23 protein-coding genes are annotated in these 20,896 nt (G+C 68.3%); 4 read left to right on the forward strand and 19 right to left on the reverse strand.

Annotated features, from left to right (window positions below):
- Window positions 1-124 precede the first annotated feature (124 nt).
- From AB0P21_RS05125 to AB0P21_RS05145, 5 genes are all read right to left on the reverse strand, one after another.
- Window positions 125-673 carry a 2'-5' RNA ligase family protein gene (locus AB0P21_RS05125; protein ID WP_363693796.1) on the reverse strand — a complete coding sequence of 183 codons (549 nt, stop codon included), beginning with the start codon at window positions 671-673 and terminating at the stop codon, window positions 125-127.
- 98 nt (window positions 674-771) lie between these two features.
- On the reverse strand, window positions 772-1,698 hold the full coding sequence (locus tag AB0P21_RS05130) for a ferritin-like domain-containing protein (protein ID WP_363693797.1): 927 nt from the start codon (window positions 1,696-1,698) through the stop codon (window positions 772-774).
- A gap of 126 nt (window positions 1,699-1,824) precedes the next feature.
- Complete coding sequence (locus AB0P21_RS05135) at window positions 1,825-2,613, reverse strand: anti-sigma factor (protein WP_363693799.1); 789 nt, start codon at window positions 2,611-2,613, stop codon at window positions 1,825-1,827.
- Window positions 2,614-2,618: 5 nt separating this feature from the next.
- Window positions 2,619-3,221 carry an ECF RNA polymerase sigma factor SigK gene (gene sigK, locus AB0P21_RS05140; protein ID WP_363693800.1) on the reverse strand — a complete coding sequence of 201 codons (603 nt, stop codon included), beginning with the start codon at window positions 3,219-3,221 and terminating at the stop codon, window positions 2,619-2,621.
- A gap of 63 nt (window positions 3,222-3,284) precedes the next feature.
- Window positions 3,285-3,518, reverse strand: a complete 234-nt coding sequence (locus AB0P21_RS05145) for a twin-arginine translocase TatA/TatE family subunit (protein WP_363693802.1) — start codon at window positions 3,516-3,518, stop codon at window positions 3,285-3,287.
- 187 nt (window positions 3,519-3,705) lie between these two features.
- On the opposite strand from AB0P21_RS05145, the gene AB0P21_RS05150 reads away from it, so the two are divergent.
- From AB0P21_RS05150 to AB0P21_RS05160, 3 genes are read left to right on the forward strand one after another with little or no spacing between them, the layout of a single operon-like run.
- Window positions 3,706-4,419 (forward strand): class E sortase, encoded by a 714-nt coding sequence (locus AB0P21_RS05150; protein ID WP_363693804.1) that lies wholly within the window; start codon window positions 3,706-3,708, stop codon window positions 4,417-4,419.
- Between the two features lie 20 nt (window positions 4,420-4,439).
- On the forward strand, window positions 4,440-5,102 hold the full coding sequence (locus AB0P21_RS05155) for a ferritin-like domain-containing protein (protein ID WP_363693805.1): 663 nt from the start codon (window positions 4,440-4,442) through the stop codon (window positions 5,100-5,102).
- Between the two features lie 12 nt (window positions 5,103-5,114).
- Window positions 5,115-5,744, forward strand: a complete 630-nt coding sequence (locus AB0P21_RS05160) for a ferritin-like domain-containing protein (protein WP_363693806.1) — start codon at window positions 5,115-5,117, stop codon at window positions 5,742-5,744.
- Window positions 5,745-5,799: 55 nt separating this feature from the next.
- Here AB0P21_RS05160 and AB0P21_RS05165 read toward each other — a convergent pair whose 3' ends face one another.
- From AB0P21_RS05165 to AB0P21_RS05180, 4 genes are all read right to left on the reverse strand, one after another.
- Window positions 5,800-6,459, reverse strand: a complete 660-nt coding sequence (locus tag AB0P21_RS05165) for a zf-HC2 domain-containing protein (protein ID WP_363693808.1) — start codon at window positions 6,457-6,459, stop codon at window positions 5,800-5,802.
- Entirely contained in the window at window positions 6,456-7,016 is a 561-nt protein-coding gene (locus tag AB0P21_RS05170) for a sigma-70 family RNA polymerase sigma factor (RefSeq protein ID WP_363693809.1), read from the reverse strand. The genes AB0P21_RS05165 and AB0P21_RS05170 overlap by 4 nt, the downstream gene beginning before the upstream one ends.
- Before the next feature lie 57 nt (window positions 7,017-7,073).
- Entirely contained in the window at window positions 7,074-7,952 is an 879-nt protein-coding gene (locus tag AB0P21_RS05175; RefSeq protein WP_363693811.1) for a DUF4394 domain-containing protein, read from the reverse strand.
- Between the two features lie 82 nt (window positions 7,953-8,034).
- Window positions 8,035-9,270 (reverse strand): Nramp family divalent metal transporter, encoded by a 1,236-nt coding sequence (locus AB0P21_RS05180; RefSeq protein ID WP_363693813.1) that lies wholly within the window; start codon window positions 9,268-9,270, stop codon window positions 8,035-8,037.
- Window positions 9,271-9,518: 248 nt separating this feature from the next.
- On the opposite strand from AB0P21_RS05180, the gene AB0P21_RS05185 reads away from it, so the two are divergent.
- Window positions 9,519-10,502: a ferritin-like domain-containing protein gene (locus AB0P21_RS05185; protein ID WP_363693814.1), complete on the forward strand. Its 984-nt coding sequence runs from the start codon at window positions 9,519-9,521 to the stop codon at window positions 10,500-10,502.
- Between the two features lie 43 nt (window positions 10,503-10,545).
- Here AB0P21_RS05185 and AB0P21_RS05190 read toward each other — a convergent pair whose 3' ends face one another.
- From AB0P21_RS05190 to AB0P21_RS05235, 10 genes are all read right to left on the reverse strand, one after another.
- Window positions 10,546-11,187, reverse strand: a complete 642-nt coding sequence (locus AB0P21_RS05190; protein ID WP_363693816.1) for a class F sortase — start codon at window positions 11,185-11,187, stop codon at window positions 10,546-10,548.
- Window positions 11,184-12,290, reverse strand: coding sequence for a glycosyl hydrolase family 8 (locus AB0P21_RS05195; protein ID WP_363693818.1), 1,107 nt, complete (start codon window positions 12,288-12,290; stop codon window positions 11,184-11,186). The genes AB0P21_RS05190 and AB0P21_RS05195 overlap by 4 nt, the downstream gene beginning before the upstream one ends.
- 29 nt (window positions 12,291-12,319) lie before the next feature.
- A complete protein-coding gene (locus tag AB0P21_RS05200; RefSeq protein WP_363693820.1) occupies window positions 12,320-13,213 on the reverse strand; it encodes a DUF4397 domain-containing protein in 894 nt (297 codons plus the stop codon).
- Between the two features lie 30 nt (window positions 13,214-13,243).
- Window positions 13,244-15,217: a glycosyltransferase family 39 protein gene (locus AB0P21_RS05205; RefSeq protein ID WP_363693821.1), complete on the reverse strand. Its 1,974-nt coding sequence runs from the start codon at window positions 15,215-15,217 to the stop codon at window positions 13,244-13,246.
- A gap of 32 nt (window positions 15,218-15,249) precedes the next feature.
- Window positions 15,250-16,797 (reverse strand): glycosyltransferase family 2 protein, encoded by a 1,548-nt coding sequence (locus tag AB0P21_RS05210; RefSeq protein ID WP_363693823.1) that lies wholly within the window; start codon window positions 16,795-16,797, stop codon window positions 15,250-15,252.
- A 196-nt stretch (window positions 16,798-16,993) separates the two neighbouring features.
- Window positions 16,994-17,764 (reverse strand): glycoside hydrolase family 16 protein, encoded by a 771-nt coding sequence (locus AB0P21_RS05215; protein WP_363693825.1) that lies wholly within the window; start codon window positions 17,762-17,764, stop codon window positions 16,994-16,996.
- 56 nt (window positions 17,765-17,820) lie between these two features.
- The gene (locus tag AB0P21_RS05220; protein ID WP_363693826.1) at window positions 17,821-18,429 is read right to left on the reverse strand and encodes an NAD(P)H-dependent oxidoreductase; all 609 of its coding nucleotides are present in this window, start codon (window positions 18,427-18,429) and stop codon (window positions 17,821-17,823) included.
- A 187-nt stretch (window positions 18,430-18,616) separates the two neighbouring features.
- Window positions 18,617-19,075: a hypothetical protein gene (locus AB0P21_RS05225; RefSeq protein ID WP_363693827.1), complete on the reverse strand. Its 459-nt coding sequence runs from the start codon at window positions 19,073-19,075 to the stop codon at window positions 18,617-18,619.
- Complete coding sequence (locus tag AB0P21_RS05230) at window positions 19,072-20,451, reverse strand: DUF4331 domain-containing protein (RefSeq protein WP_363693828.1); 1,380 nt, start codon at window positions 20,449-20,451, stop codon at window positions 19,072-19,074. Before AB0P21_RS05230 ends, AB0P21_RS05225 begins: the two co-directional genes overlap by 4 nt.
- 79 nt (window positions 20,452-20,530) lie before the next feature.
- On the reverse strand, window positions 20,531-20,809 hold the full coding sequence (locus tag AB0P21_RS05235) for a twin-arginine translocation signal domain-containing protein (protein WP_363693829.1): 279 nt from the start codon (window positions 20,807-20,809) through the stop codon (window positions 20,531-20,533).
- Window positions 20,810-20,896 lie beyond the last annotated feature (87 nt).

A 20,896-nucleotide genomic window follows, 5' to 3' on the forward strand; every position in this document is an offset into this window, starting at 1 on the left:
ACTCACATCCCGGGCCGGAGCGCCGTGCCCAACCAAACCCAGTTGGGGAGGAGCCTGCACGCGGACTGGCCCCGCGTTGCCCTCCCCACAACACTCTCGCGCCGACATCGCCGATGCGCCGACGTCACTCCTCGGCTGAAGTGCTTCTGCGGAAAGGAATTTCTGCCTCAGACAGCCAGGGCCCGCCCAGATACCGCCAAACCGACCAGCCAGTCGCAAGCACCGTCGGCCAGTACTGCGTCTGCGCGAGTGTCGCGTGGAGCTGTCGCGCGACAGCCGGGTCGACCTTGTTCTGCACCGTGATGTGTGGTCTGAACGGCTGCCGGTCCTGCGGGGTCAGCCATTTCGACCAGCGCAGTGCCAGCTGGTTGCGGATGGCTTCGAGCTTCGCGGACTGCGCCTCGATCGCGACGCCTCGGCCGAGTAGGACCGGCTGGGTGACAACCACGTCGAAGGGCGGCGGCGCGAGCTCGCGGAGGTCGGCGAGCACGTTGGGGAGCCAGCGGGCGGGTAGCTGGTGGAACAGCGTCAGATGGGCGCCGACCCGGTTCAGGTGGGGTGGGAAGTGGCGGCGGCGGAGTTCGTTGAAGATCGCCGTGCTGTGTTCGTCCAGGCGCAGCGTGACGATGAGCGGTGGCTCGGAGGACGAAGAGGGCGACGAGGGCGATGCCACGGACTGTCCTTCCTGCTGACGAATCTGCAAGCCGGATCAGGCGGATCCGGGGTCGGTCGCCCCCGTTGGCGGCCGGCCCCGGACCAGGCGGCTGTGGGTCAGTTGCTCTTGGCGCTGGTGTTGATCTCGCCGTTCACGCCGGCCGGGAAGAAGCCGCCCGCGGTGACGGTGGCGGGGTTGAGGTAGACGACGTTGAGCACCTGGCCGGCCGAGCGGCTGAAGGCGATGCCGTTCGTGTCGGTCGGGATGATGTTGGCGGTGTCGAGACGGTTCAGGCCCTGGTCGAGGTCGGTAGAGCCGTCCAGGCTGTCCCGGGCGTCCGAGATGGCGCGGGACGGGGTCGCCAGGCCGCGGTTCAGCAGCGTGGTACGGATGGTGGCCGCGTGGTACGCCTCGACCGCGAGGATGCCCGCGGCGGCCTCCAGGTAGGTCTTGTTGGTGATCAGCGGCGAAGCGCCCTTGTACGCCGTGACGCCGACGTCCTCGAAGACGAAGGCGGCCAGCAGGAAGTTGTCGTCGTTGGCATAGGCGTCGAACTTCTGGCCCGGCTTGATCAGCCCGGCGGCCAGCGCGGCCGAGGTGAACGCGGCGTCGATGTCGATGGCGGGACGCGCCACCTTCGCGCTGCCCAGCGCGGCCCGGAGGAACTTCACGTGGGCCAGCTCGTCGGCCGCGATCTCGGTGGCGAACTGCTCGATCACCTTGTTCTTGAAGTTCACCTTGCGGCCGCCCGTGACCAGACCCGGGGTGCCCTTACCGTCGACCTCCGAGGACGGCAGCCCGGTGCCGTGCACCGCGCGCAGGTAGAACTCGGCCTCGAGGTACTCCAGGTTCAGTGCGAAGTTCAGTACTGCGCCATCGCTCGGCGCGGCAGCCGATGCCTCGCTGATCAGCCCCGTCGAGATGGCTCCCGCGGCGGCGACCCCCAGCCCCGCTACGCCGGCCGAGCGCATGAACCTGCGCCGGTCGAGCCCGTTCTCGGCGCTGCGGTCGATCGCTTGGCGGACGAACAGTTTGTCGAACATACGTCTTCACTCCCGGTGTCCGATGTCACCCGATCGGAAAGCCCGAGCGGGTGCCTCCCTGTGCCGGCCGGTAACAGCTGCGGCGACCAGCGCGAGGCATTCGGAGCCGGAACAGGCCCGGATGGGTCAGATCGGGATGATCACTGCCGCCGGCATGGTCGGTTGCTGCGAGCCACCATCTGGTTCGACCGTGACGCCGAAGGCGACCTTGCCGGTGACTCCGCCGGCCAGGATCTTCGTCTCGCTGGACGACGCCAGGCCGACCGAGTGCGCGGCCTTCGAACTGTCGATCAGCCACAGCTGGTAGGTCTTCTTCGACGGCAGAGCAGGCAGCCCACTCAGTACGACGACGGCCGCGTCGCGCCCATCGGAAGCCACCACGGTCGCTGCCCCGCCACCCGTCAGCACACCGCGAACGGTGCGTGCGTCAGGTTGAGCCAGTACTGCGGCGATCTGGTCGTTGGCGTCCTGAGTCGCGGAGTTCTTCCGGTACTGATCCACCGCGATGCCACCAGCCCCGGCGACGATCACCAGAGCAGCGGCCAGAGCCAGCAACGAGCGCCGCCCGAACCCCGGACGCGCCACCACCGCGGCCGGCTGCGCAGCCACCGAATCCCCAACCACCGAAGCAGATCCAAAAGTCACCGCAGGCGCAGAAGTATCAGCAGGCAGCGGCGGCAACTGCTCGACCTGAGCGATCGACGCCATCACCGAACTCTTCATCGCCGGCGGCGGATACATCGAGACACCCGTGCTCAGCTTGACCGCGGCCTCTCGCAGCTCCGCGACCTCAGCAGAGCAGACCACGCATTGCGGCAGGTGCTGCTCGAACAGCCTGCGCTCGTCGCCGTCCAGCGCGTCCAACGCGTAGGGACCTGCCAGCGTGTGGATGTCGTCACCTGTGCTCTCAGTCATCTCCATCACTCCCCCGCGACGCCGAGGCAGTCGCGCAGCCGCACCAGACCGTCCCGCATCCTCGCCTTGACGGTCGGCACCTTGGCCTCCAGCAGTGTGGCGACCTCGGTATAGGTGTAGCCCTGGTAGTAGGCCAGCGTGATCGACTCACGCTGCAACTCGGTCAGCGAGCCCAGACAGCGGCGTACCTGCTCAGCCTCGAACTGGTTCACCACGGCGTCGCTCACCTGGTCGAAGTCGATCTCCGCGGAGCGCGCCCCGACCGCGTGATCGCGATCGCTGGCCGCCTGCTCGGACCGGACCCGGTCGATCGCCCGCCGGTGCGCCATCGTCAGCGCCCACGAGCTCACCGAACCCCGGGCGTCGTCGTAGCGCGACGCAGTGCGCCAGATCTCGACCATCACTTCCTGCGTCACCTCCTCCGACAGCGCGGGATTGCGCAGTACGCGGCGGATCAGCCCGTAGACCCGGGGCGACAGCAGATCGAACAAGGTGCTGAACGCCTCGGTGTCCCCGCGGGCGACTCGCGCCATCAGTTCGCCGTCGAGCGACGGCGGTGGGACCTGGCCGCCGTCCGCCGGCCTGGGCAGGCCAATGGGTTGGCTCACAAGTCAGCCTTCCTGTTCGACGACTACGGTAGGCGGACCTGATTCTTACCACGCCGGCTGGGTTTACGTTGCGTCGCGGTCAGGTGACACCCGAGTACTACGCTCCGTCGCGTCGGCGCCGGTGTCCAGCCTCGCGGCCGTCCTGTCCCGCGGACCGACCTCTTCCTCCCAGATCTTCTTCGACTTGCCGAGCTGCTTCACCAGCGCCGGCAGCTTCGCCGAGCCGAACAGCAGCACGACGATCGCCAGGATGATCAGCCATTCCGGACCCTGCGGCATTCCGAGCAGTGTGAGCATGACGTCTCCAGTTCGTTGAGTACAGCCACCAGGGACTTCGGCGCCACCCGGCCTGGAGATAGGTCTGCCTCTGCACCGGACCTCGTCGCGCCTCCCCCGAAGAAATGCTGCCGAGTCACCTATCCATTGGCGCGATGCCTCCGAAGTCCCCGCTGATGAACCGCTTCGTGAGGAGATGGTCAGCGGTATGAAGACCTGGAAACCGATCTATCGGTGGCTGGCGGCAAGTATCGGCTTCGCCACGCTCGTCGCGGTCGGTGTAGTGGTGTTCGGGCCCGACGGTGAGCAAGCGACCTCGGCCGGCGGGACACAGAGCGTCAGCAGCCCCTCGGCAGCGGCATCGCCGAGCGCTCCGGCCGCCGAGGAGCCAGAAGCCCTCGTGAACCGGATGCTCGACCAGCTCCGCAACGGCAAGCCGGTCGAATCGCAGTTCGCGCCGGGTGAGGGCAATCCGGCCGACGGGGTGCCGATCGAGGCGATCAAGGCCCGGCCTGGCGAGCAGTTGCAGCTCGGCCGGCTGGCGATTCCCAAGCTGGGGGTCGACCAGCAGTTGAACAACGGAGTGGACGAGGCGGCACTGGTGAAGGGCGTCGGGCACTGGCCCGGTACGCCGTTGCCCGGTGTGGCCGGTAACAGTGTGATCAGCGGTCACCGCAGTACGAACGGAAAGCCGTTCCTGTATCTCGACAGGCTTCGGCCGGGCGACCCGATCAAGGTGACCGTCGGCGCGAAAAGCACGACTTACAAGGTCGTGAAGACCACGATCGTGCCGCAGGACGACTACGTGAAGTTCGTCCTGAAGCAGCCCACCGATCCCGGCGCCAAGGTCATCACCTTGTTCGCCTGCAATCCCATCACCGCTCACTTCCAGCGCATCGTCGTCGAGGCGCGCGCCACCTGAGTGTCAACTCAAGGAGAGTCATGGGTATCAAGGATATTTTCGGGGGCCGTCCGGTTCTCGAGTTCGCGGACGAGCACAACCGGCGCAGCTTCCTGCGCAACGCCGCCCTGGTCGGTGTCGGGATCACGTACGTCGCAACGCAGGCAGGTGACCCGGTGGCGTTCGGTACTGCGGACCGCGGTTTCGGCAAGGCCGACGCGAACGCGAGTGATCTGGACATCCTCAACTACGCGCTGACCCTGGAGTACCTGGAGTCGGCCTTCTACACCGCGGGCCTCAAAGCCAAGCTGCTCAAGGGCCGTGACCTCGAGCTGGTCGACCCGATCCAGCAGCACGAGGCCGAGCACGTGGCGGTCGTCCGGTCCACCATCGTGCAGCTGGGCGGCAAGCCGGTCGCGGCGCCGAAGGTGAAGTTCCCGGCCGGCACGTTCAGCAGCCGGGCGTCGTTCCTGAAGACCGCAGGGGTCTTCGAGGAGCTCGGGGTGAAGGCGTACCACGGTCAGGTCCCGCTGGTGAAGAGCGGCGAGCTGCTCGGCGCCGCGGCCTCCATCGCCGGTGTCGAGTCGCGGCACGCCGCGATCATCGCCCAGATCACCGGTGGGAACCCGTTCCCGCGGCCGATCGAGGCCAACCTGGCGATGGGTCCGGTCCTGCAGGCCGCCATGCCGTTCATCGCGAAGTAGAAGGGGCTAGTCATGACTGACACCACAGCTGATCTGATCCACGGCAACGCCTCCGCGGTCCCGGCCTCGGTCGCCCTCGGCGCCCTGAACAACGGCTTCACGCTGGCCAGCGCGAAGGACTTCAAGAACGACCTCGAGGTGCTGAACTACGCGCTCGCGCTGGAGTACCTGGAAGCGGAGTTCTACCGCCAAGGCAACGCCGCGAACCTGGTCAAGGGCAAAGAGAAGCAGTACCTGATGCAGATCGGCGCCGACGAGGCCTCGCACGTGGCGACCCTGACCGCGACGATCCAGAAGCTGGGCGGTACGCCGATCGGCGCACCGGCCGTCGACTTCGGTGGCGCGTTCGAGACCCGCAAGAGCTTCCTGACCACGGCGCACATCTTCGAGAACAAGGGCGTCGGCGCCTACCTCGGTGCGGCCGGGTTCGTGAAGGACAAGATGATCCTGCAGGCCGCGGCCGGCATCTTCGGGGTCGAGGCCCGGCACGCCGCGGTGGTCGGCAACCTGCTCGGTCTGAAGGCCGAAGGCGGCGTCTACATGAGCTCCTTCGAGAAGGGCATCGCCAAGGGCGACGTCCTCGCAGCGGTCGCACCGTTCCTGGTCGACCCCGGCAAGGTAGTTGCCGCGATCACCTACTGATCGCACGAACTGGTGCGGGCCGGCCTTCCAAGGGGGATGGCCGGCCCGCTCCTCTTTACACCTGACCTCTGAGCACGACCTGGTCCGCGTCGTCGAGCACCTCGAAGCTGCGGGCGTCAGGACGTAGTACCGAAGAGTTCAGGTTGCAGGACATCCGCCGGTCACCGGTGCCGATGAACTCCCCCGCCGGCGCGACCCGGCCCGCCTCGTCGAGCACGACGACGTGGTACCGCTTCCCGGCCTCGTACCCCGTGCCGACCAGTTTGATCTCCATCCCCCACGTGTGCGGAACCACATCGGCGGTCGACCGGACACCGGCCGCGATCGCCGTCACCGGGACCGGCTCGAGCGGGATCTTCGGCGGGTCCGGTGCGAGCCCGTAGCCCAGCCCGATCCCCGCTCCCCCGATCACCACGACAGCGGCGGCAGCCAGCAGCCACCGCCCCTTCGACCTGATCCGTCGAGGTTCGGCCTTGATCGCTGTGAGGATCGATGTCTCCAGCCAGTCAGGCGGACCAGCAGGTGCCTGATCCAGCCTGGCAGGGTCGATCAGCTTGAGCGGCGCGGCCAGCGGCGCGATCGCGCCCAGCTCGGCGCGACACTCAGCGCAACCGTCGAGATGAGCCTGTACTGCGGTGCGCTCGGCCGGAGTCAACTGGCCCAGCGCGAAGCCGCCCAGCAGTTCGCGCAGCCGGCGATGCTCGTCGAGGTTCACAGCTCCACTCCCATCTCGTCCATCGCCAGTCGCAGCGCCTTGAGGCCGTAGAAAACCCTGCTGCGCAAGGTGCCGACCGGGATACCCTGCTCGGCCGCGACCTCGTCGTACGGGCGGCCGCGGAGGTAAGTCTCCACCAGCGCCGAGCGTGCCTCCGGTCTGATCCGGCCCAACGCCTCCTCGACCAGCCAGCTCATCACCGCCCGGTCGTCGGGGTTGTCGGTCACCGGACCCAGCTCGGTCAGCAACTCGTGCGGTTGCGGAACAACCGGCCGAGCCGCTCGGCGGCGCGACTCGTCGACCACCAGATTGCGCGCGATCGCGAACAGCCAGACCCGCAGACTCGCCAGCGACGGATCGAACCGGTCAGCAGCCCGCCACGCACGAACAAAGGTCTCCTGGACGACGTCCGTCGCGGCGCCCTCGTCGTCGAGCTGCCGCAGGGCGAAGCGATACAGCTCCGCACCGTGTTCGGAGTACGCGGCGCGGATCCCGTCATCACGACTGAGGTCGTACTCCGTCGTGGTCGTGCGGCGCCGCGGTTGGGATCTGGGCACGGTTGTCGTCCTCTCGCACAGGCGGGCCGCCGGGGGTGAACCCGGCGGCCCGTGGACTCAGCGAGCGGCGTAGGCGAGGCCGACGACCTCGCCCAGCCCGAGCGCGAGCAGCGGCGTGGTGCGGCCGGTCCGCAGGTCGACCCGCACCAGCTTCGAACCGTTGAACAGACCGTGCTCGCCCTGGACAGCGGCGATCGCGTCGTAGTCGCGCGCGTTGTAGGACCCGGCCACCTTGCCCTTGCCGGTGATGTCGAACCCGTTCACGGCCGAGATGTCGGCGCCGAGGCGGCCGACGGTGAAGAGCTGACCCGTGTTCGGCGACACGGCCGGCGTCGTACCGGGGAGGGTGCCTTGGGTGACGAGCGTGTCGCGGCGGGCGTCGAGGCCGTACAGCCCGGTCGTCGTCGCACCGGCGAAGCTGTCCGTGTACGCCGCTGCCGCAACCTTGGGCACTGAGCCGCCGGCCGCATAGGCCAGCGTGGTGTCGACTCCGGCGACCGCTCCGGTGTCGGGGTGCAGTCGCAGGTTGCGGCCGTCGCTCTGGACCAGCCTGATCCGGTCGACGGTCGGGTTGAAGTCGAAGCCGACGGTGGTGCCGACCGCGCCGGCGGCCGCAGTACCGACGGCTGAGGCGCGGCCCGACTTGACGTCGAGGGTGTAGAGCTGGCCGGACTTGCCGATCGCGTAGAGCTTCGCGGTGGCCGGCCGGACGTCGATACCGACCAGGCGGTCGTGGGCGTTGAGCCCGTTGACCTTGACCCGGTGCAGGGCCAGCAAGGGGTGCTGCGAGTCCCGCACGCTCAGGGTCCCGTTGCCTTCGAGCAGGTAGAGGCCGGGCTCCGCACCGCGACTCGTGGCCGACGCGGCCGGTGCCGCGGTCAGGCCGGTGGCGAACATGGTGCCGAGAGCAACAACCGCTGCCAGCGTTCTCTTCATGACGAGCTCCTCGAATCAGTGGATGACGCGAGTGAGTACGGCGCCGGCGGTCTCCGCGTTCATTGCTTGGCGAGGTTTCTGCTCAGCCGCGGAAGGTGAGGACGATCAGGACCACGTTGAGCGTGGTGATCGCGGTGGCGACCAGGCAGGCGATGACCGTGGTGTGCACGCGGTTGACGAACTCCCCCATCACTCTGCGGGAGGCGGTGAGCCGGACCAGCGGCCACAGCGCGCACGGGATACCGAAGCTGAGCACCACTTGGGAGACCACCAGAGCACGACTCGGGTCGATGCCGATCGCCAGGATCACGAGGGCCGGAAGCAAGGTGATGAGGCGGCGGACGGCGAGCGGGACATGCCGCTTCCAGAAGCCTTCCAGGATCACCGACCCGGCGTACGTGCCGACCGAGGACGAAGCGAAACCAGAGGCGAGCAGGGCGAGCGCGAACAGCAGCGCGGGCATCCGGCCGAGGTTGTCGCCGAACGCCTGATGAGCGGCATCCAGCGTGTCGGCACCTGATCCTCGGAGGGCGGCCGCGGCGACCACGACCATCGCGAGGTTGACCGCGCCGGCCAGCGCCATCGCGATCCCGACGTCCAGTTTCGTTGCCTTGAGCACCTGCAGCTTGCCGACCGTCGACCGCAGCGTCTTGCCGTGCCGATCGGTGACGAGCGCGCCGTGCAGCCAGATCGCGTGCGGCATCACGGTGGCGCCGAGCATGCCGGCCGCGAGGACGAGCGAGTCGGTGCCGTCGAGGCGCGGCACCAGGCCGCCGATGACCGCCGAACCCGACGGGTGCGACTGGATCGTGGAGACCACGAACCCGATCAGCACCACCGCGAGCAGCCCCACGATCGCCGCCTCGAACGGCCGCTGACCCCGCTTCGACTGATAGATCAGCAGCGCGAAGGACACCAGCCCGGTGATCGCGCCGCCGAGCAGCAGCGGGATCCCGAACAGCAGGTTCAGCGCGATCGCCCCGCCGACCACCTCGGCCAGGTCGGTCGCGATCGCCACCAGCTCGGCCTGCGCCCACAGCCCGGTCGACGTCGACCGCTTGAACTGCTCGCGGCACAGCTGCGGGAGGGTCCGTCCGGTCGCGATACTCGCCTTGGCCGCGAGGTACTGAACCAGCACTGCCATCAGGTTGGCCCCGACGACGACCCAGCACAGCATGTAGCCGTACGTCGTACCGGCCGCGATGTTGGTCGCGAAGTTGCCGGGATCGACGTAGGCGACCGCCGCCACGAAGGCGGGACCGAGCAGCAGCAGACCCGATCGGTTCAGCTGACGTTTCAGTGGAGCCGGTGCGTACATCCGCCAGCCTCTCGCTCGACGACCCAGACCTGAGCCATTCGGAGCCACCGGGCCGCCAGATCGGTGCGGACCGTCAACTGGATGGATGGTCACGCAAAGTAATTGTCGGACGACACGCAGTTTCGACCCATCCGGAGGTGGGGCTGCGCCGAAGCGACCCGGATGGCTGGTCGCGTCAACCGCTCTTGAGACGGCTCGCTGTGACCGCCGGGTCGGCCGACCCGGCGAAACTCGACTCGGGAGTTCGAATGTTCGACAAGCTCTTCATCCGCAACGCGATCGATCGGAGCGCCGAGAACGGCGTCGACCGGCGCAAGTTCCTCCGCGCCGCCGGTGTCACCACCGTCGGCGCCGGACTGGCCGGCGGTGGCCTGCTGGCCGGCGGTGTGCTCAACCCGGCCAACGCCGACACCGCGGACCTGGATCTGGGCCTCGGTCTGGACAAGCACCACCCGAGCGCCGCGCCGAGCGACGGCGCAGTCCTGAACTTCGCCCTCAACCTCGAGTACCTCGAGGCGGAGTTCTACCTGCGCGCGGTCCGCGGTTACGGTCTGTCCGGCGCCGACGTGCACGGCAAGGGCAAGCCCGGTGGCGTCAAGGGCGGCCGCAAGGTCCGGTTCAAGTCCAAGATCGTCAAGGCGTACGCCGACGAGATCGCGGCCGACGAACTGGCCCACGTGAAGTTCCTGCGCAAGGCCCTCGGCAGCGCGGCCGTGGCGCGTCCGTCGATCGACATCGACGCGGCGTTCACCTCCGCGGCGCTGGCGGCCAAGCTGATCAAGCCCGGGCAGAAGTTCGACGCCTACGCCAACGAGGACAACTTCCTGCTCGCCGCCTACGTCTTCGAGGACGTCGGCGTCACCGCGTACAAGGGCGCGGCCCCGCTGATCACCAACAAGACCTACCTCGAGGCCGCCGCCGGCATCCTCGCGGTGGAGGCCTACCACGCGGCCAACATCCGCTCGACGCTGGTCGCGCGCGGCCTGGAGGTCCCCTCGGTGGCGATCTCCGACGCCCGCGACAGCCTGGACGGCAAGGCCGACCTGGACCAGGGCACGTCGTACAAGGGCAAGATCAACATCGTGCCGACCGACGAGAACGGCATCGCCTTCAGCCGCGGCGCCGACCAGGTCCTCAACGTCGTCTACCTGACGCCGAAGAAGGCCACCAAGGGCGGGTTCTTCCCGGCCGGCGTGAACGGCGAGATCAACACCAGCCGCGCGAACGCCTGATCTGAGACTCGGGGCCGGCCGCACGGGCGGCCGGCCCCGGCCCTCAGCGTGCGGCGACCCGGCTGGCGAAGACGACGATGTTGTCGCGGTAGCCGGACGCCTTGTCATAGGTCCCGGCGCAGGTGATCAGCCGAAGCGATGGCACCGGCGTGGGACCGTAGACCCGGGCTGTCGGGAATGCCGTCTTGGAGAACTGCTCGACCGAGTCAACGTGGAAAGCGACCGCGGTCCCGTCGCCCCGCTTGACGGTGATGATCTCTCCGGCCTTCAGCTCCGACAGCCGGTAGAAGACCGCCGGGCCGTCCTTGGAGTCGACATGACCCGCGAGGACCGCAGGACCTGGATCCCCCGGCGCTGGACCAGCTTGGAGCCAGCCTGCCAGCGCAGGATCCTTCGGTACGTCGATCGTCCGGCCGGCACCGATTCCCAGCAGCTCGAGCCCGGCGTCGACCTTGATCGCGGGGATCAGCACCCGGGTCGGCTTGCGCGCCGCGGGGACGTTCACGGGCTGGAGTTGCGGCACCGGGATCGGTCGGGGTGCTGCCTGGGCTGAGGCCGCTACCGACGGTGTCGCGGATGCCGTCGCCTCGGTCGCTGCAGGTGCTCCGGCATCAGGTGTCTGAGCGCCGCAACCCGTCACCACAAGCAGGGCGAGTACGGCGAGCACAGTCGTCGGCCTTCTCATTGGGTCGCGCCTTCCGGGCAGGGAGAGATGGGATCGGGTCGACCATCGAGCCAGATCGAGCCGAGCGCGGTCCAGGCCGCTCCGTAGTACGTCGGAGTCCGTTGGTTGAGCTCAGTCGCGGCCTCCGTCAACCTGCCTGCCGCCTGGTCGTCTCCCGCCGCATCAGCGGCGGCAGCTGCTGCCACGAAGGCCAGCGGATGCTGCCAATCCACGGTCTTCCCGCCACCGAGGTCGTAACCGCCCCGCACCTCGCCATTGCTCTTGGCAAGTACCGGCGCGAGCCGAGCAGCCTCGGTCCGGTCCGAAGCCAGGCACGAGATCGCCGCGCGGACCGGAACTCTGGCCGCGTCGAGACCGAAGCCAACCGGCCCGTTGTCCGGCGGAGGCATCGGAGCGACCTTCGCCTCAGGAGTGATCTGCACCCAGTCGGACGGCAGCGCAGTTCCTTTTCCGGCCAGCAATTTGCCGTAGCCCGCAGTGAGTTCATCCCAGCGCGGATCTCCGCTGGCCGTGGACAACACCTCGACCGCGACGGGCGAGAGATAGCTGGGGTTGACCGAGTACGGCGCGGTCGTCGCCCAGGAGCCGCCCAGCAGCATCCGGCCCAGCGGCGTCTGCTTGGTCTCGTGGTCGAGGATCGCCTTCCCCAGCCGGATGCCCTCGGAGCGGAGTACGGGCTTGTCGAAGGTTGCCGCGGCCGCGACCAGCGCGTGCGCCGCATCGAGATCCGCGTCGGCGGCCGAGTTGGCGTCCACGATCTGGCCGTCGTACTTCCACGACAACAACCCGTCGGACCTGGTCAGGTTGGTCCTGGTCCAGCTCCACACCTTGTCGAAGGTCGCTTCGTCGTCAGCAGCCACGGCCAGCAGCATCGCGTAGGCCTGTCCCTCGCTGACCGTGTCACCACCTTGGTCCCGCCGTACGACGCGACCGTCGGGGTCCACGTAGTCCTTCAAGAATCCGCGGACCGGGTCAGCGCCAGGTTCTGGACGAGGCGCCTCTCCGGCCTCAACCGTCGGCGCGGCGGAGCGCGACTGGTGCAGCGTCACGCCGGCCAGCAGAGCGGCGACGACCACCGCTACCGCGGCAGTTGCCAACAGCATCAAACGGTTCCTGGGCCACTTCATCCGCATCAGGCTCCGGTCCGGCGGCGCAGCGCGATGCCGCCACCCAGCAGAAGCAGCGAGCCGGCTCCGGCCAGCAGCATCCACTGGTTCCCGGACTGCTCAGTCGTGCCACCAAGACCGGTCTCAGCGCCCTTCTCGGGCATCGCCACCATGCCTGCGGCGTCGAGGACAGGCTGGATCCGGAGCGGCTGCGAGGCCGTTCCGAGCACCAGCAGCGTGTAGACGTTGCCGGCCCGGATGTCGAGCTTGCTGCTTCCGGCGAGCGAGGCAGCGCGTCCCGCGCCCTTGGCCTCGACTGTCCAGCCGCGACCCGGCACTTCGCCGTACTTCGTGGCGGTGCCGAACGGCGCGCCGGCGGCGAGGCTGGGTCCGTCCAGCGCGGAGACGTCGATCGTCTTCGATCCGGCGGCAGCGTTGATCAGCCGAACCCGAGCGTTACCGGCGGTCGGCGGCGTGAGGTCGTCGGCCAGCGTCTTGACCTGCGGCGCCTTCGGCGTCCCGAGTACGGCGATGGTGGTCGCGCCGCCGGCCTCGGTCCGCAGTGTCCCGGTGATGATCGGCGGCGCGCTCTGCGCCGCTCCGACCGGCCGGACGGTGATGCTGTAGACGCCGGTGGGCACCTGGCGGTACTCGCCGAGCTTGCCGTAGCCGGCGGTCTCGGTGATCGCCAGCATGCCGTTCTCGCTCGGCGCGGCCGGGACCTGTCCCTCGGCCATCGTGGCGCCCTTCGAGCCGTCGAAGGGGGTGAGGCCGACGATGACCTCACCGAAGCCCGGGACGAGGTGTCCGGCTCGGACCCAGGAGGTTGCGGTTGGCGCCGCGGTAGCCGGCGCGACGGTGAGACCGGTTGCGCCGAGCAACAGCATGGCACCGGCGACCGAACGAATGATGTGCTTCACAGAAAGTCTCCAGAGGTGGTTGGTGATAGGTCAGCCGCCGTACTGCGAGGCGACCCTGAGCTCGTAGGTTTCGTTGCCGTTGACCACCAGCTCGGCCCGGAACCGGCCGGACTGCGCCTGCAGCAGCGCCCGCAACTTGTCGGCCTCGGCCGCGGTGACGCCGGTCAGCAGCGCCCGGCGGCGTGGCACACCTGCCGCGTCCTCACCGGCCACGGCCGGGAAGTCGGCCAGCGCCACTTTCTGACCACTGGAGGCTGTGACCAACAGAGTCATCAGCGCGCCATCGACGCGGCCGTCGCGGAGCAGACCGCGAGCCGGGTCGGCGATCGCGAACGCAGTACTGCCTGCGAGGGCCTGGCCGGCGACCGTTCGCGCGGACGCTTGCTCCTCAAGCGCCGCCGGATCGACGGGAGCCGCCAGGATCCGGCGTACCTCGACCAGCTGATCGCCGGTGCCGAAGCTTGCCGCGACCACCGATCTCGCCAGACCGGACTGCAGGGTCGGGAACGCGCCGGGGTCGGCCCGCACCGAACCGGTGGAGACGATCCACTGGTAGTTGTCCGCACCGGACGGCACTCGACCGTCGGTGTCGGCCTTGTAGTACCAGACCACGTTCTCGCGCTGGTAGCCGGCGCGGACCAGGTCGACCCACAACGCGTCATCGGTCAGAATGCGATCGTTCTTGCCGACGTGCGCCGTGATCCAGCCGGTTGCCTGGGTCATCGGTCGGTCCAGCGGCGCGATCGCCAACCCGCGGAGCTGCCCGGCCCAAGCCGGTACTGCGACCACCCCGCCCGCGATCGCAGTACCGGCGAGCAGTAGCGCACCGCCGGTCGCCAGGCCACGCTTCCCCATCCCACGCCACTCCCCCGCCGCGGTCCGCCGCCGCAGGCCGGCGCGGATCGTCTGCCAGGTCCGAGCGGCGACTCCCGCGATCAGCAGCACCGCGATCGGGAGCATCAGGATCACGAACGGCACCGGCAGGTAGCCGCCGGGACGAACGATCATCACCAGCAGGAGCAGGAATACCACCGCCAAGGGGCGGAAGCGCTTGATCAGCAGAGCCAACGGTGTGGCGACGACGGCCAGGATGGGCAGCACCAGATCGAGCTGCAGCCAGATGGCCATCGTCTTGTGGCTGAGACTCGCGCCGTCGAACACGCTGCCACTGCTCTGCCTGCCGCCCAGCTGGAACTTGATCCCGTTCACCAGGCTGGTGTGATCGGCACCCGGCGTCAGCTCGCCCTTGACCGCGGCCAGCAACACGTAGCCACCACCGATCAGCGCGAACATCGACGCCGCGACCGCGACGGCGTACCGGCGGGTGCCGCCCGAGCTGCGGCTCCACAACATCCAGGCGAGCGCGGGCAGCAGAAGCAGCGACGTCTCCTTGGTGAGTACTGCGATCGCGAAACACACCGCCGACGCCGTGAACGCGCCGAGGCGCCGCTGCGGGGTGAGCACGAGCACGAAGGCGGCCAGCAGCCACGGCGTCGCCACGTTGTCCAGATAGACCGTGCGGTGGAACTGGATCGCCAGCGGCGACAAGCTGAACAGCACGACCGCGACAGCCGCGGCCCAGCGAGGCAGCGCCAGTCTGCGGGCGAGAACCCACAGCAACGCGACGCTGACCAGCTGGATGACGAGCATGAACTCGCGGCCGGCAGCGACTGCGTTCGGGGCCCGATCGAAGGCACCCGTGAGACCGCTGTAGCCGGCCAACTGCAGCCAGCCGAGCGGCGGATGGTCGTACCAGTAGGTGTAGTGCGTCAGCTCGCCGAGATTGAGCACCGCCCATGCCTGCGCGACATAGGTGCCCTCGTCATCGATCCGCTGCGGAGCGCCGAACATGCCGACGGCATGAACCACGGCGGCCAGCACCAGCAGAGGCGCGAGGACCGCGAGGTCCTTCCGGTTGAGACGCCACCAGCCGCGGTCAGGCTCGACAGCGCGGAGCTTGGGTGGCAGTTCTGGGTGTATGCGTTCAGGAGCAAGGATTGCCATGCGGAGGTCTCCAACCAGGGGGCAGAGCTGGATCAGGCAGCGGACTGCAGCGCGGTCGGCTGCTCTTCACGGTGGGCGCCGGTATGGGCGGTCTTCTCCCAGCTGCCGTCACCCCGCGCTTCTCGCAGTACCGCCCGGACCGAGGCTGCGGCGAGCATCATCTGGTACGGGAAAGTGCCGAGCAGCAGGCGCAGGTAGTCGCGGGGACGGACCTTCACGCCGTACGCGCGGGAGAACTCGCCGAGCCCCGCAGCCTCGACCGCGAGGGTGACCAGGGTCGGCACCAGCGGCAGGAAGCTGATCAACGCGACTCCGGTCGGGACCTTCGCGAACAGCATCACCGCGAGGGAGATCGGAATCATCAGACCGGTGAAGGCCTGCAGGAACGGCATCGCCAGCGTGTACCAGGCCAGCAGCCGCTGCCGCCGGGTCGGCAGCTGACGCCAGATCCCCTTGCGCAGTACCTGCAGGAAGCCTTGCGCCCAGCGGGTCCGCTGCTTGATCAGGGCCGGCAGATCGCCCGGTGTCTCCTCACGAGTGACGAGCTCCGGGTCGTAGGCCACGGCAACCACCGCGCCGCGGGTCGAGAGGCGTACGCCGAGCTCGCAGTCCTCGGCCAGGCATTCCGCGTCCCAGCCGCCGATTTCGCGGAGCAGCTCGGTGCGAACGAAGACGGTGTTGCCGCCCAGCGGGATGAAGCGCGCGCCGGCGTGGAAATGCAGCCGGGACCGGAACCAGAAGTAGTACTCCAGAACGTTGCGCAGCGACCACCAGCTGGTCTGCAGATTCATCAGCTGGACACCGCCCTGGACCACATCCGCACCGGTCTCGGCGAAGCGCGCCGCGATATGCGGCAGCAGCCCGACGTGGACCTCGTCCTCGGCGTCGAACACCCCGACGACCTCGCCGGTCGCTTCCACGAGGGCGGTGTTCAGCGCCTTCGGCTTGTTCTTCGGGACGTTGTGGTCGATCACGACCCGCACCCGGTCCGGGTGGCGGGCCGCCGCGCCCCTGGCGACCTGCTCGGTGCCGTCGTCGTCGTGACCGATGATCGCGATGATCTCCAGGTCGTCGTACTCCGAGGCCGCGAGCCGGTCGAGGGTGTGGCCGAGCACCGCCTCCTCATGCCGCGCGGGCACCAGCAAGGTGAATCGGGGCAGCGGCGCATCGCTCTTGCCGCCGCGGCGGAAGCGAGTGGCCTCGAGGTGCTCAGGCGTACGCCAGGCGTGCAGCATCCAGGCCAACGTTGTAAAAGCCACCAGGGTCAGCGCCAGTGAGACGAGAACCAGCAGCACGAGGCCGGCCCAGCCCAGCACCGAGGTCGGCAACGCTGTCCGCCCCGCCGGGGCCAGTGGTGCTTGTTCCGCCACGGCTGCAGGCGCCGGGGGCACCAGATCGCTGCCCGGGATCGACGAGCCATCCTCGGCAGGCGGCAGCAGCGGATCCTCCGCCGCAGCGACCTGAGTGGACGCCGGCGAGGGCGGTGCGGCGGACGAGACGGCAGCGGGAGCGAAGGCGAAAACGAGGGCGACGGGGGCGGCGATCAGGACGGATCTGACACGAGCAAGGCTCGGCAGCACGGGGAACTCTCCTCACAGAGTGGCGCCGGGCTTCGACCGGCCGTACCCCCTCGATTCGCACCTGTGAGGCTTTTGGATAGGTCTAATGCAGATTAATTCGATGTAAATGGGAGATGACAGGAAAAAACACGTCACCAAAAGACAGATCGCGTCACTGTGTGTCGAAAAGGTGTTTTCGGACACAGTGCCTTTTTGGCTAATATTTCGTGTATTTGGCGGAGTCGAAAAAGGCGGTCAGCGGCGTGCCCGGGTAGTTGAACGGGCCCAGCCAGCCGTCGACTCCGATGCCGGGCCAGAGGTTCAGCATCAGGCGTTGCGGGTGGGTCGGGAGCGGCCCGCGGGAGCCGTTCTCCTGGTGCACCAGGCGGCCGTCGACGAACCAGTTGATCGTGCCCTGGTTCCACCACTCGATCGCGTAGTCGTGATAGCCGGCCGCGGCGTCGAAGCCGAGGTTGATGATCGTCTCGTGACCGCCGACGCCGTTGGTGAAGTAGTTGGTCTGCAGTTGCGTGGTGTTTTTGCCGAGGATCTCGATGTCGATCTCGTCCCAGGGCTGACCGTCGCTGGACCCGGTGTAGGTGAAGAAGCCGGTCACCGTCCCGGACGCCTTGACCGCCTTCATGCGCACCTCGAACCGCCCGTACGAGAGCAGGTCGTTGGTGCGATATTCACCGGACGCGTAGGGCTTGCCGGAGCAACCGCCCGGGCAGGTCGCGGTGTCGAGATTGATGCCCGCGACGCCGCCGTTGAACCAGACATGGTCGGCGCGCCACCCGACGTTGAACATGCTGCCGTTGCTCCAGCCGTCGGCCTTGTGCCACCGTCCGGTGTCGAAACCGTCGAAGTTGTCGACGAAACTGCCACCGATCGCGGCCGGCGCCGCCTCACTGGCGACAGGGACCGTCACGGCACCAGCGAGACCGAGCGCGGCGAGGGCGAGAACTGCGAGAGCACGGGATCTGATCACGGAGCGCCTCCAAGGTTTTACAGATCGTGCCCGTGGGAGCGCTCTCAGTCAACAGCTCAGCTCGGCGGATACGGCTGGGCCTTCAGCAGCCGGGCCAGATGGGCGGTGTTCGCCGCCAGGGTCTTGGTGGCCGCGCCGGTGGTGTCGGGCTTCGGTCCGGCGTCGTTGTAGTCGACCTTGCCCATCGCCTCCCCCACCCAGTACGTCGAACCGTTCGCCGCGACGCTGAAGCCGACGTCGTTCAGCCCCTGCAGCACCTCGGCGGTCACGTGGTGCGCGCCGTCCTCGTTCCCGACCACCGCGACCGCCGCGACCTTGCCGAAGGTCAGCAACCGGCCCTGATCGTCCGTCTCCGCCAACTCGGCGTCGAGCCGCTCCAGTACGACCTTGGCCACGCTCGACGGCTGCCCCATCCAGATCGGTGTCGCGATGATCAGGATGTCCGCCGCCAGCACCTTCTCCCGGATGGTCGGCCACTCGTCGCCGTCCCCCTCGTCGGTGGAGACGCCGAACTTCACCGTGTGGTCGACGATCCGGACCACCTCGCCGTCGGTGTCGTGGTCGGCCAACGCCGCCAGCACCTCCCGGCCGAGCAGCTCCGAACTGGAGGGCGCCGGAGACTTCTTCAGCGAACATCCGAGCACCAGCGCACGAAGCGTCGTCATCAAAACTCCTTAGTGGGTCAGCAAAACCGGTCTTGCGGACAGCCCGGTACCCACGGCCGGGCCGGCGAACCCGGGTGAATGGATGCCAACGGCAACAGCCTGACGGCGGCCGTGAAGGCACCAGCACGACGAGGCCGCCGGGGTGGGCAGCTGTCCCATCCCGACGGCCTTGCTGAGGAGTTCGGCTCTAGGTCGGCCAGTCCGCCTCGGTCACGTGGCCACTGTGGACCTCCACGGTCAGTTGCACCGGCCCGTCCGGCAGGACGTGCAACTCGTAGGTGCCTTCCGGAACGTCGAAGAAGACCGCCGAGTAGATCACCTCGCCGTCCGGTGCCGGGCGAGGTACCACCGCGACGTGCGGGAACCCGGAGCCGTGCCCGTGCCCGTGGCCATGCCCGTGGTCGTGGTCGGCGTGGTCATGGCTGTGCCCGTGATCGGCCCCGTGACCGACCGCCGGGTCATGACCGTGCTCGCCACCTGCCACCTCGGCCGACCACCCGACCGGGCGGCGTTCGATCTCGGCGTCGTCCAGCTCGGCCGGCATCGTGATGACGACCGCGCCGACCCCGTCGCCGATGTCGAGCAACACCGAGGAGCCTTGCCCCGCATGCGGGTTCTCCTCGGCGTTGGTCAGCGGCTTGCTCATGACGCGGCCGGGACGCCCGGCTTCGACTGGTACCCGCCACCCGGCGTACCGAGGTACGGGAACACCTTCAGGTAGTCGGAGTTCGTGTTCGAGGTACCGTCCTGGACCGCCGAAGCAGCACCGTCGGGGGTGAACGTCGGGTCGACCAGCGGGATCGTCAGACCCGCGACCGCACGGATCTCGACCGTGACGACGTCGTCGAAGACCCGGCGACCGTTCGGGAACCCCGCGGCATCGCCCGCCACCAGGCCGAGCGGGTTCGGCGTCTTCGCCGGCGGCACCGCGACGTTCAGCCGCAGCATGTCGGCCTGCACCGGACCCGTGTAGTTCTGGAACCCCGGTACGACGCCCTTCGGGATCCCGGTCAGCAGGATCGCCGCCAGGTCGGCCCGAGGCTTCTTGTACGCCGCCAGGTTCGGGAACACTCCCGGGTACAGCACCGGCAGCAGCCCGGCCAGCTCCGGCTTGGTCACGTACTGCGCGTACTTCTTGTCCTCCGACGGCGGCCGGCTGTTCCACTTGTCCTTCTCGGCCATCGGCACGATGACCTCGTTGAACAGCGGGTTGCCGAGCCGGGAGACCTGCTTGTGTGGACCGTGCCACAGCGAGATGCCGAGCAGGTCGTCGAAGATCTTCGACTGCTGGCGGCTCGCGGTCGCGTAGACGCCGATCACGGACTTGGCGTCCATCACGTCGGTCGGCTTCTTGCCGTCGCGGGTCAGGTCGGTGATCGGCACCTGGAGCGCGATCGTGTGCACGTTCGAGCCCTGCAGGCCGTTGACGCCCATCGCCGCGGCGGACGGGATCAGGTGCGCCGCCTGGAACGGGCGCAGCGTGCCGAGGTCGAAGATCGCGCCGAGGTCGGCGAAGAAGCCGTCCGCGCGCTGACCGGCGAACACCTTGCGGTTGGTCCCGAAGGTGTGGATCGCCTCGCCGGCGAGCTTGGCGTAGTTCGGCGTACTGCGCGGGCCGACGTTGACCGGCGGCGCGGCCAGTTCGCGGGCCAGGATCCGGGACCGGCCGTTCTCGACCCGGGTGACCGAGTAGTACTGCGGCCGGTTCCAGGTGGTGTCCTTGATCGAGGTGATCGGGCCGGTGTTGTACAGGAAGGTCTTCTTGTTCCGGATCTCGGCGTGGAAGCGGAACTGGTAGCTGATGTCCGCCTTCCCCTGACCGCTGTTGGAGATGTGGATCTGGTAGAGCACGTCGTCGCCGAACTCGTAGAAGTTCGGCCCGCCGAACGGGTTCTGGAACGGGATGAAGTTGGCGATCAGCGTCACGGTGTCCGGCTTGTCCGGGCTGACGAACGCGTACACGTCGGTGTTGTCGGCGACCGGGTCCTTCGAGATCTCCGGCGCTTCGCGGTGCGAAGACATGAATGTTCCTCCAGTGAGAGCAGCGATAGCTGAGATGGACTGCTGACGAGCCGCGGAACGCGAGCCCATGACTGTCGCGCTAGGCGCCGGCGGTCGTGACCCCGGCCAGCCGCGCGGCCAGTTCGCGGTCGGTGACGGTGACCTCCCGGTCGCCGACCAGGATCACCAGCTCACCCTTCTTCACGTCCCTGACGTGCACGACGAACGACTCGGCGTTCGCCAGATCCGCCGCCTCGAGCTGAGCCGCGGCATCGGCGGACTGCTCACCGAAGATCTGCGGTACGGCGACCGCGCCGACCGCTGCCGCGGTACCGGCACCCGCGAACACCAGGAAACCGCGGCGTGTTGCGTCACTCATGACTGCCCCTTCCCTCTCCGAACCTGCAGGACGGCCCAGCTGCGACTCGATCGCATTTGTGATCTGGATCACAACCTCGGCCACAGG

It is taken from the genome of Kribbella sp. NPDC056861, assembly GCF_040687575.1.
In the GTDB taxonomy this organism is placed as follows: Bacteria; Actinomycetota; Actinomycetes; order Propionibacteriales; family Kribbellaceae; genus Kribbella.

Coding starts and splice junctions, on each gene's coding strand:
- AB0P21_RS05130 (WP_363693797.1), bottom strand. CDS start 1,698: ATGTTCGACAAACTGTTCGTCCGCCAAGCGATCGACCGCAGCGCCGAG.
- AB0P21_RS05135 (WP_363693799.1), bottom strand. CDS start 2,613: ATGACTGAGAGCACAGGTGACGACATCCACACGCTGGCAGGTCCCTAC.
- AB0P21_RS05145 (WP_363693802.1), bottom strand. CDS start 3,518: ATGCTCACACTGCTCGGAATGCCGCAGGGTCCGGAATGGCTGATCATC.
- AB0P21_RS05150 (WP_363693804.1), top strand. CDS start 3,706: ATGAAGACCTGGAAACCGATCTATCGGTGGCTGGCGGCAAGTATCGGC.
- AB0P21_RS05155 (WP_363693805.1), top strand. CDS start 4,440: ATGGGTATCAAGGATATTTTCGGGGGCCGTCCGGTTCTCGAGTTCGCG.
- AB0P21_RS05160 (WP_363693806.1), top strand. CDS start 5,115: ATGACTGACACCACAGCTGATCTGATCCACGGCAACGCCTCCGCGGTC.
- AB0P21_RS05175 (WP_363693811.1), bottom strand. CDS start 7,952: ATGAAGAGAACGCTGGCAGCGGTTGTTGCTCTCGGCACCATGTTCGCC.
- AB0P21_RS05180 (WP_363693813.1), bottom strand. CDS start 9,270: ATGTACGCACCGGCTCCACTGAAACGTCAGCTGAACCGATCGGGTCTG.
- AB0P21_RS05185 (WP_363693814.1), top strand. CDS start 9,519: ATGTTCGACAAGCTCTTCATCCGCAACGCGATCGATCGGAGCGCCGAG.
- AB0P21_RS05190 (WP_363693816.1), bottom strand. CDS start 11,187: ATGAGAAGGCCGACGACTGTGCTCGCCGTACTCGCCCTGCTTGTGGTG.
- AB0P21_RS05195 (WP_363693818.1), bottom strand. CDS start 12,290: ATGCTGTTGGCAACTGCCGCGGTAGCGGTGGTCGTCGCCGCTCTGCTG.
- AB0P21_RS05205 (WP_363693821.1), bottom strand. CDS start 15,217: ATGGCAATCCTTGCTCCTGAACGCATACACCCAGAACTGCCACCCAAG.
- AB0P21_RS05220 (WP_363693826.1), bottom strand. CDS start 18,429: ATGACGACGCTTCGTGCGCTGGTGCTCGGATGTTCGCTGAAGAAGTCT.
- AB0P21_RS05225 (WP_363693827.1), bottom strand. CDS start 19,075: ATGAGCAAGCCGCTGACCAACGCCGAGGAGAACCCGCATGCGGGGCAA.
- AB0P21_RS05230 (WP_363693828.1), bottom strand. CDS start 20,451: ATGTCTTCGCACCGCGAAGCGCCGGAGATCTCGAAGGACCCGGTCGCC.
- AB0P21_RS05235 (WP_363693829.1), bottom strand. CDS start 20,809: ATGAGTGACGCAACACGCCGCGGTTTCCTGGTGTTCGCGGGTGCCGGT.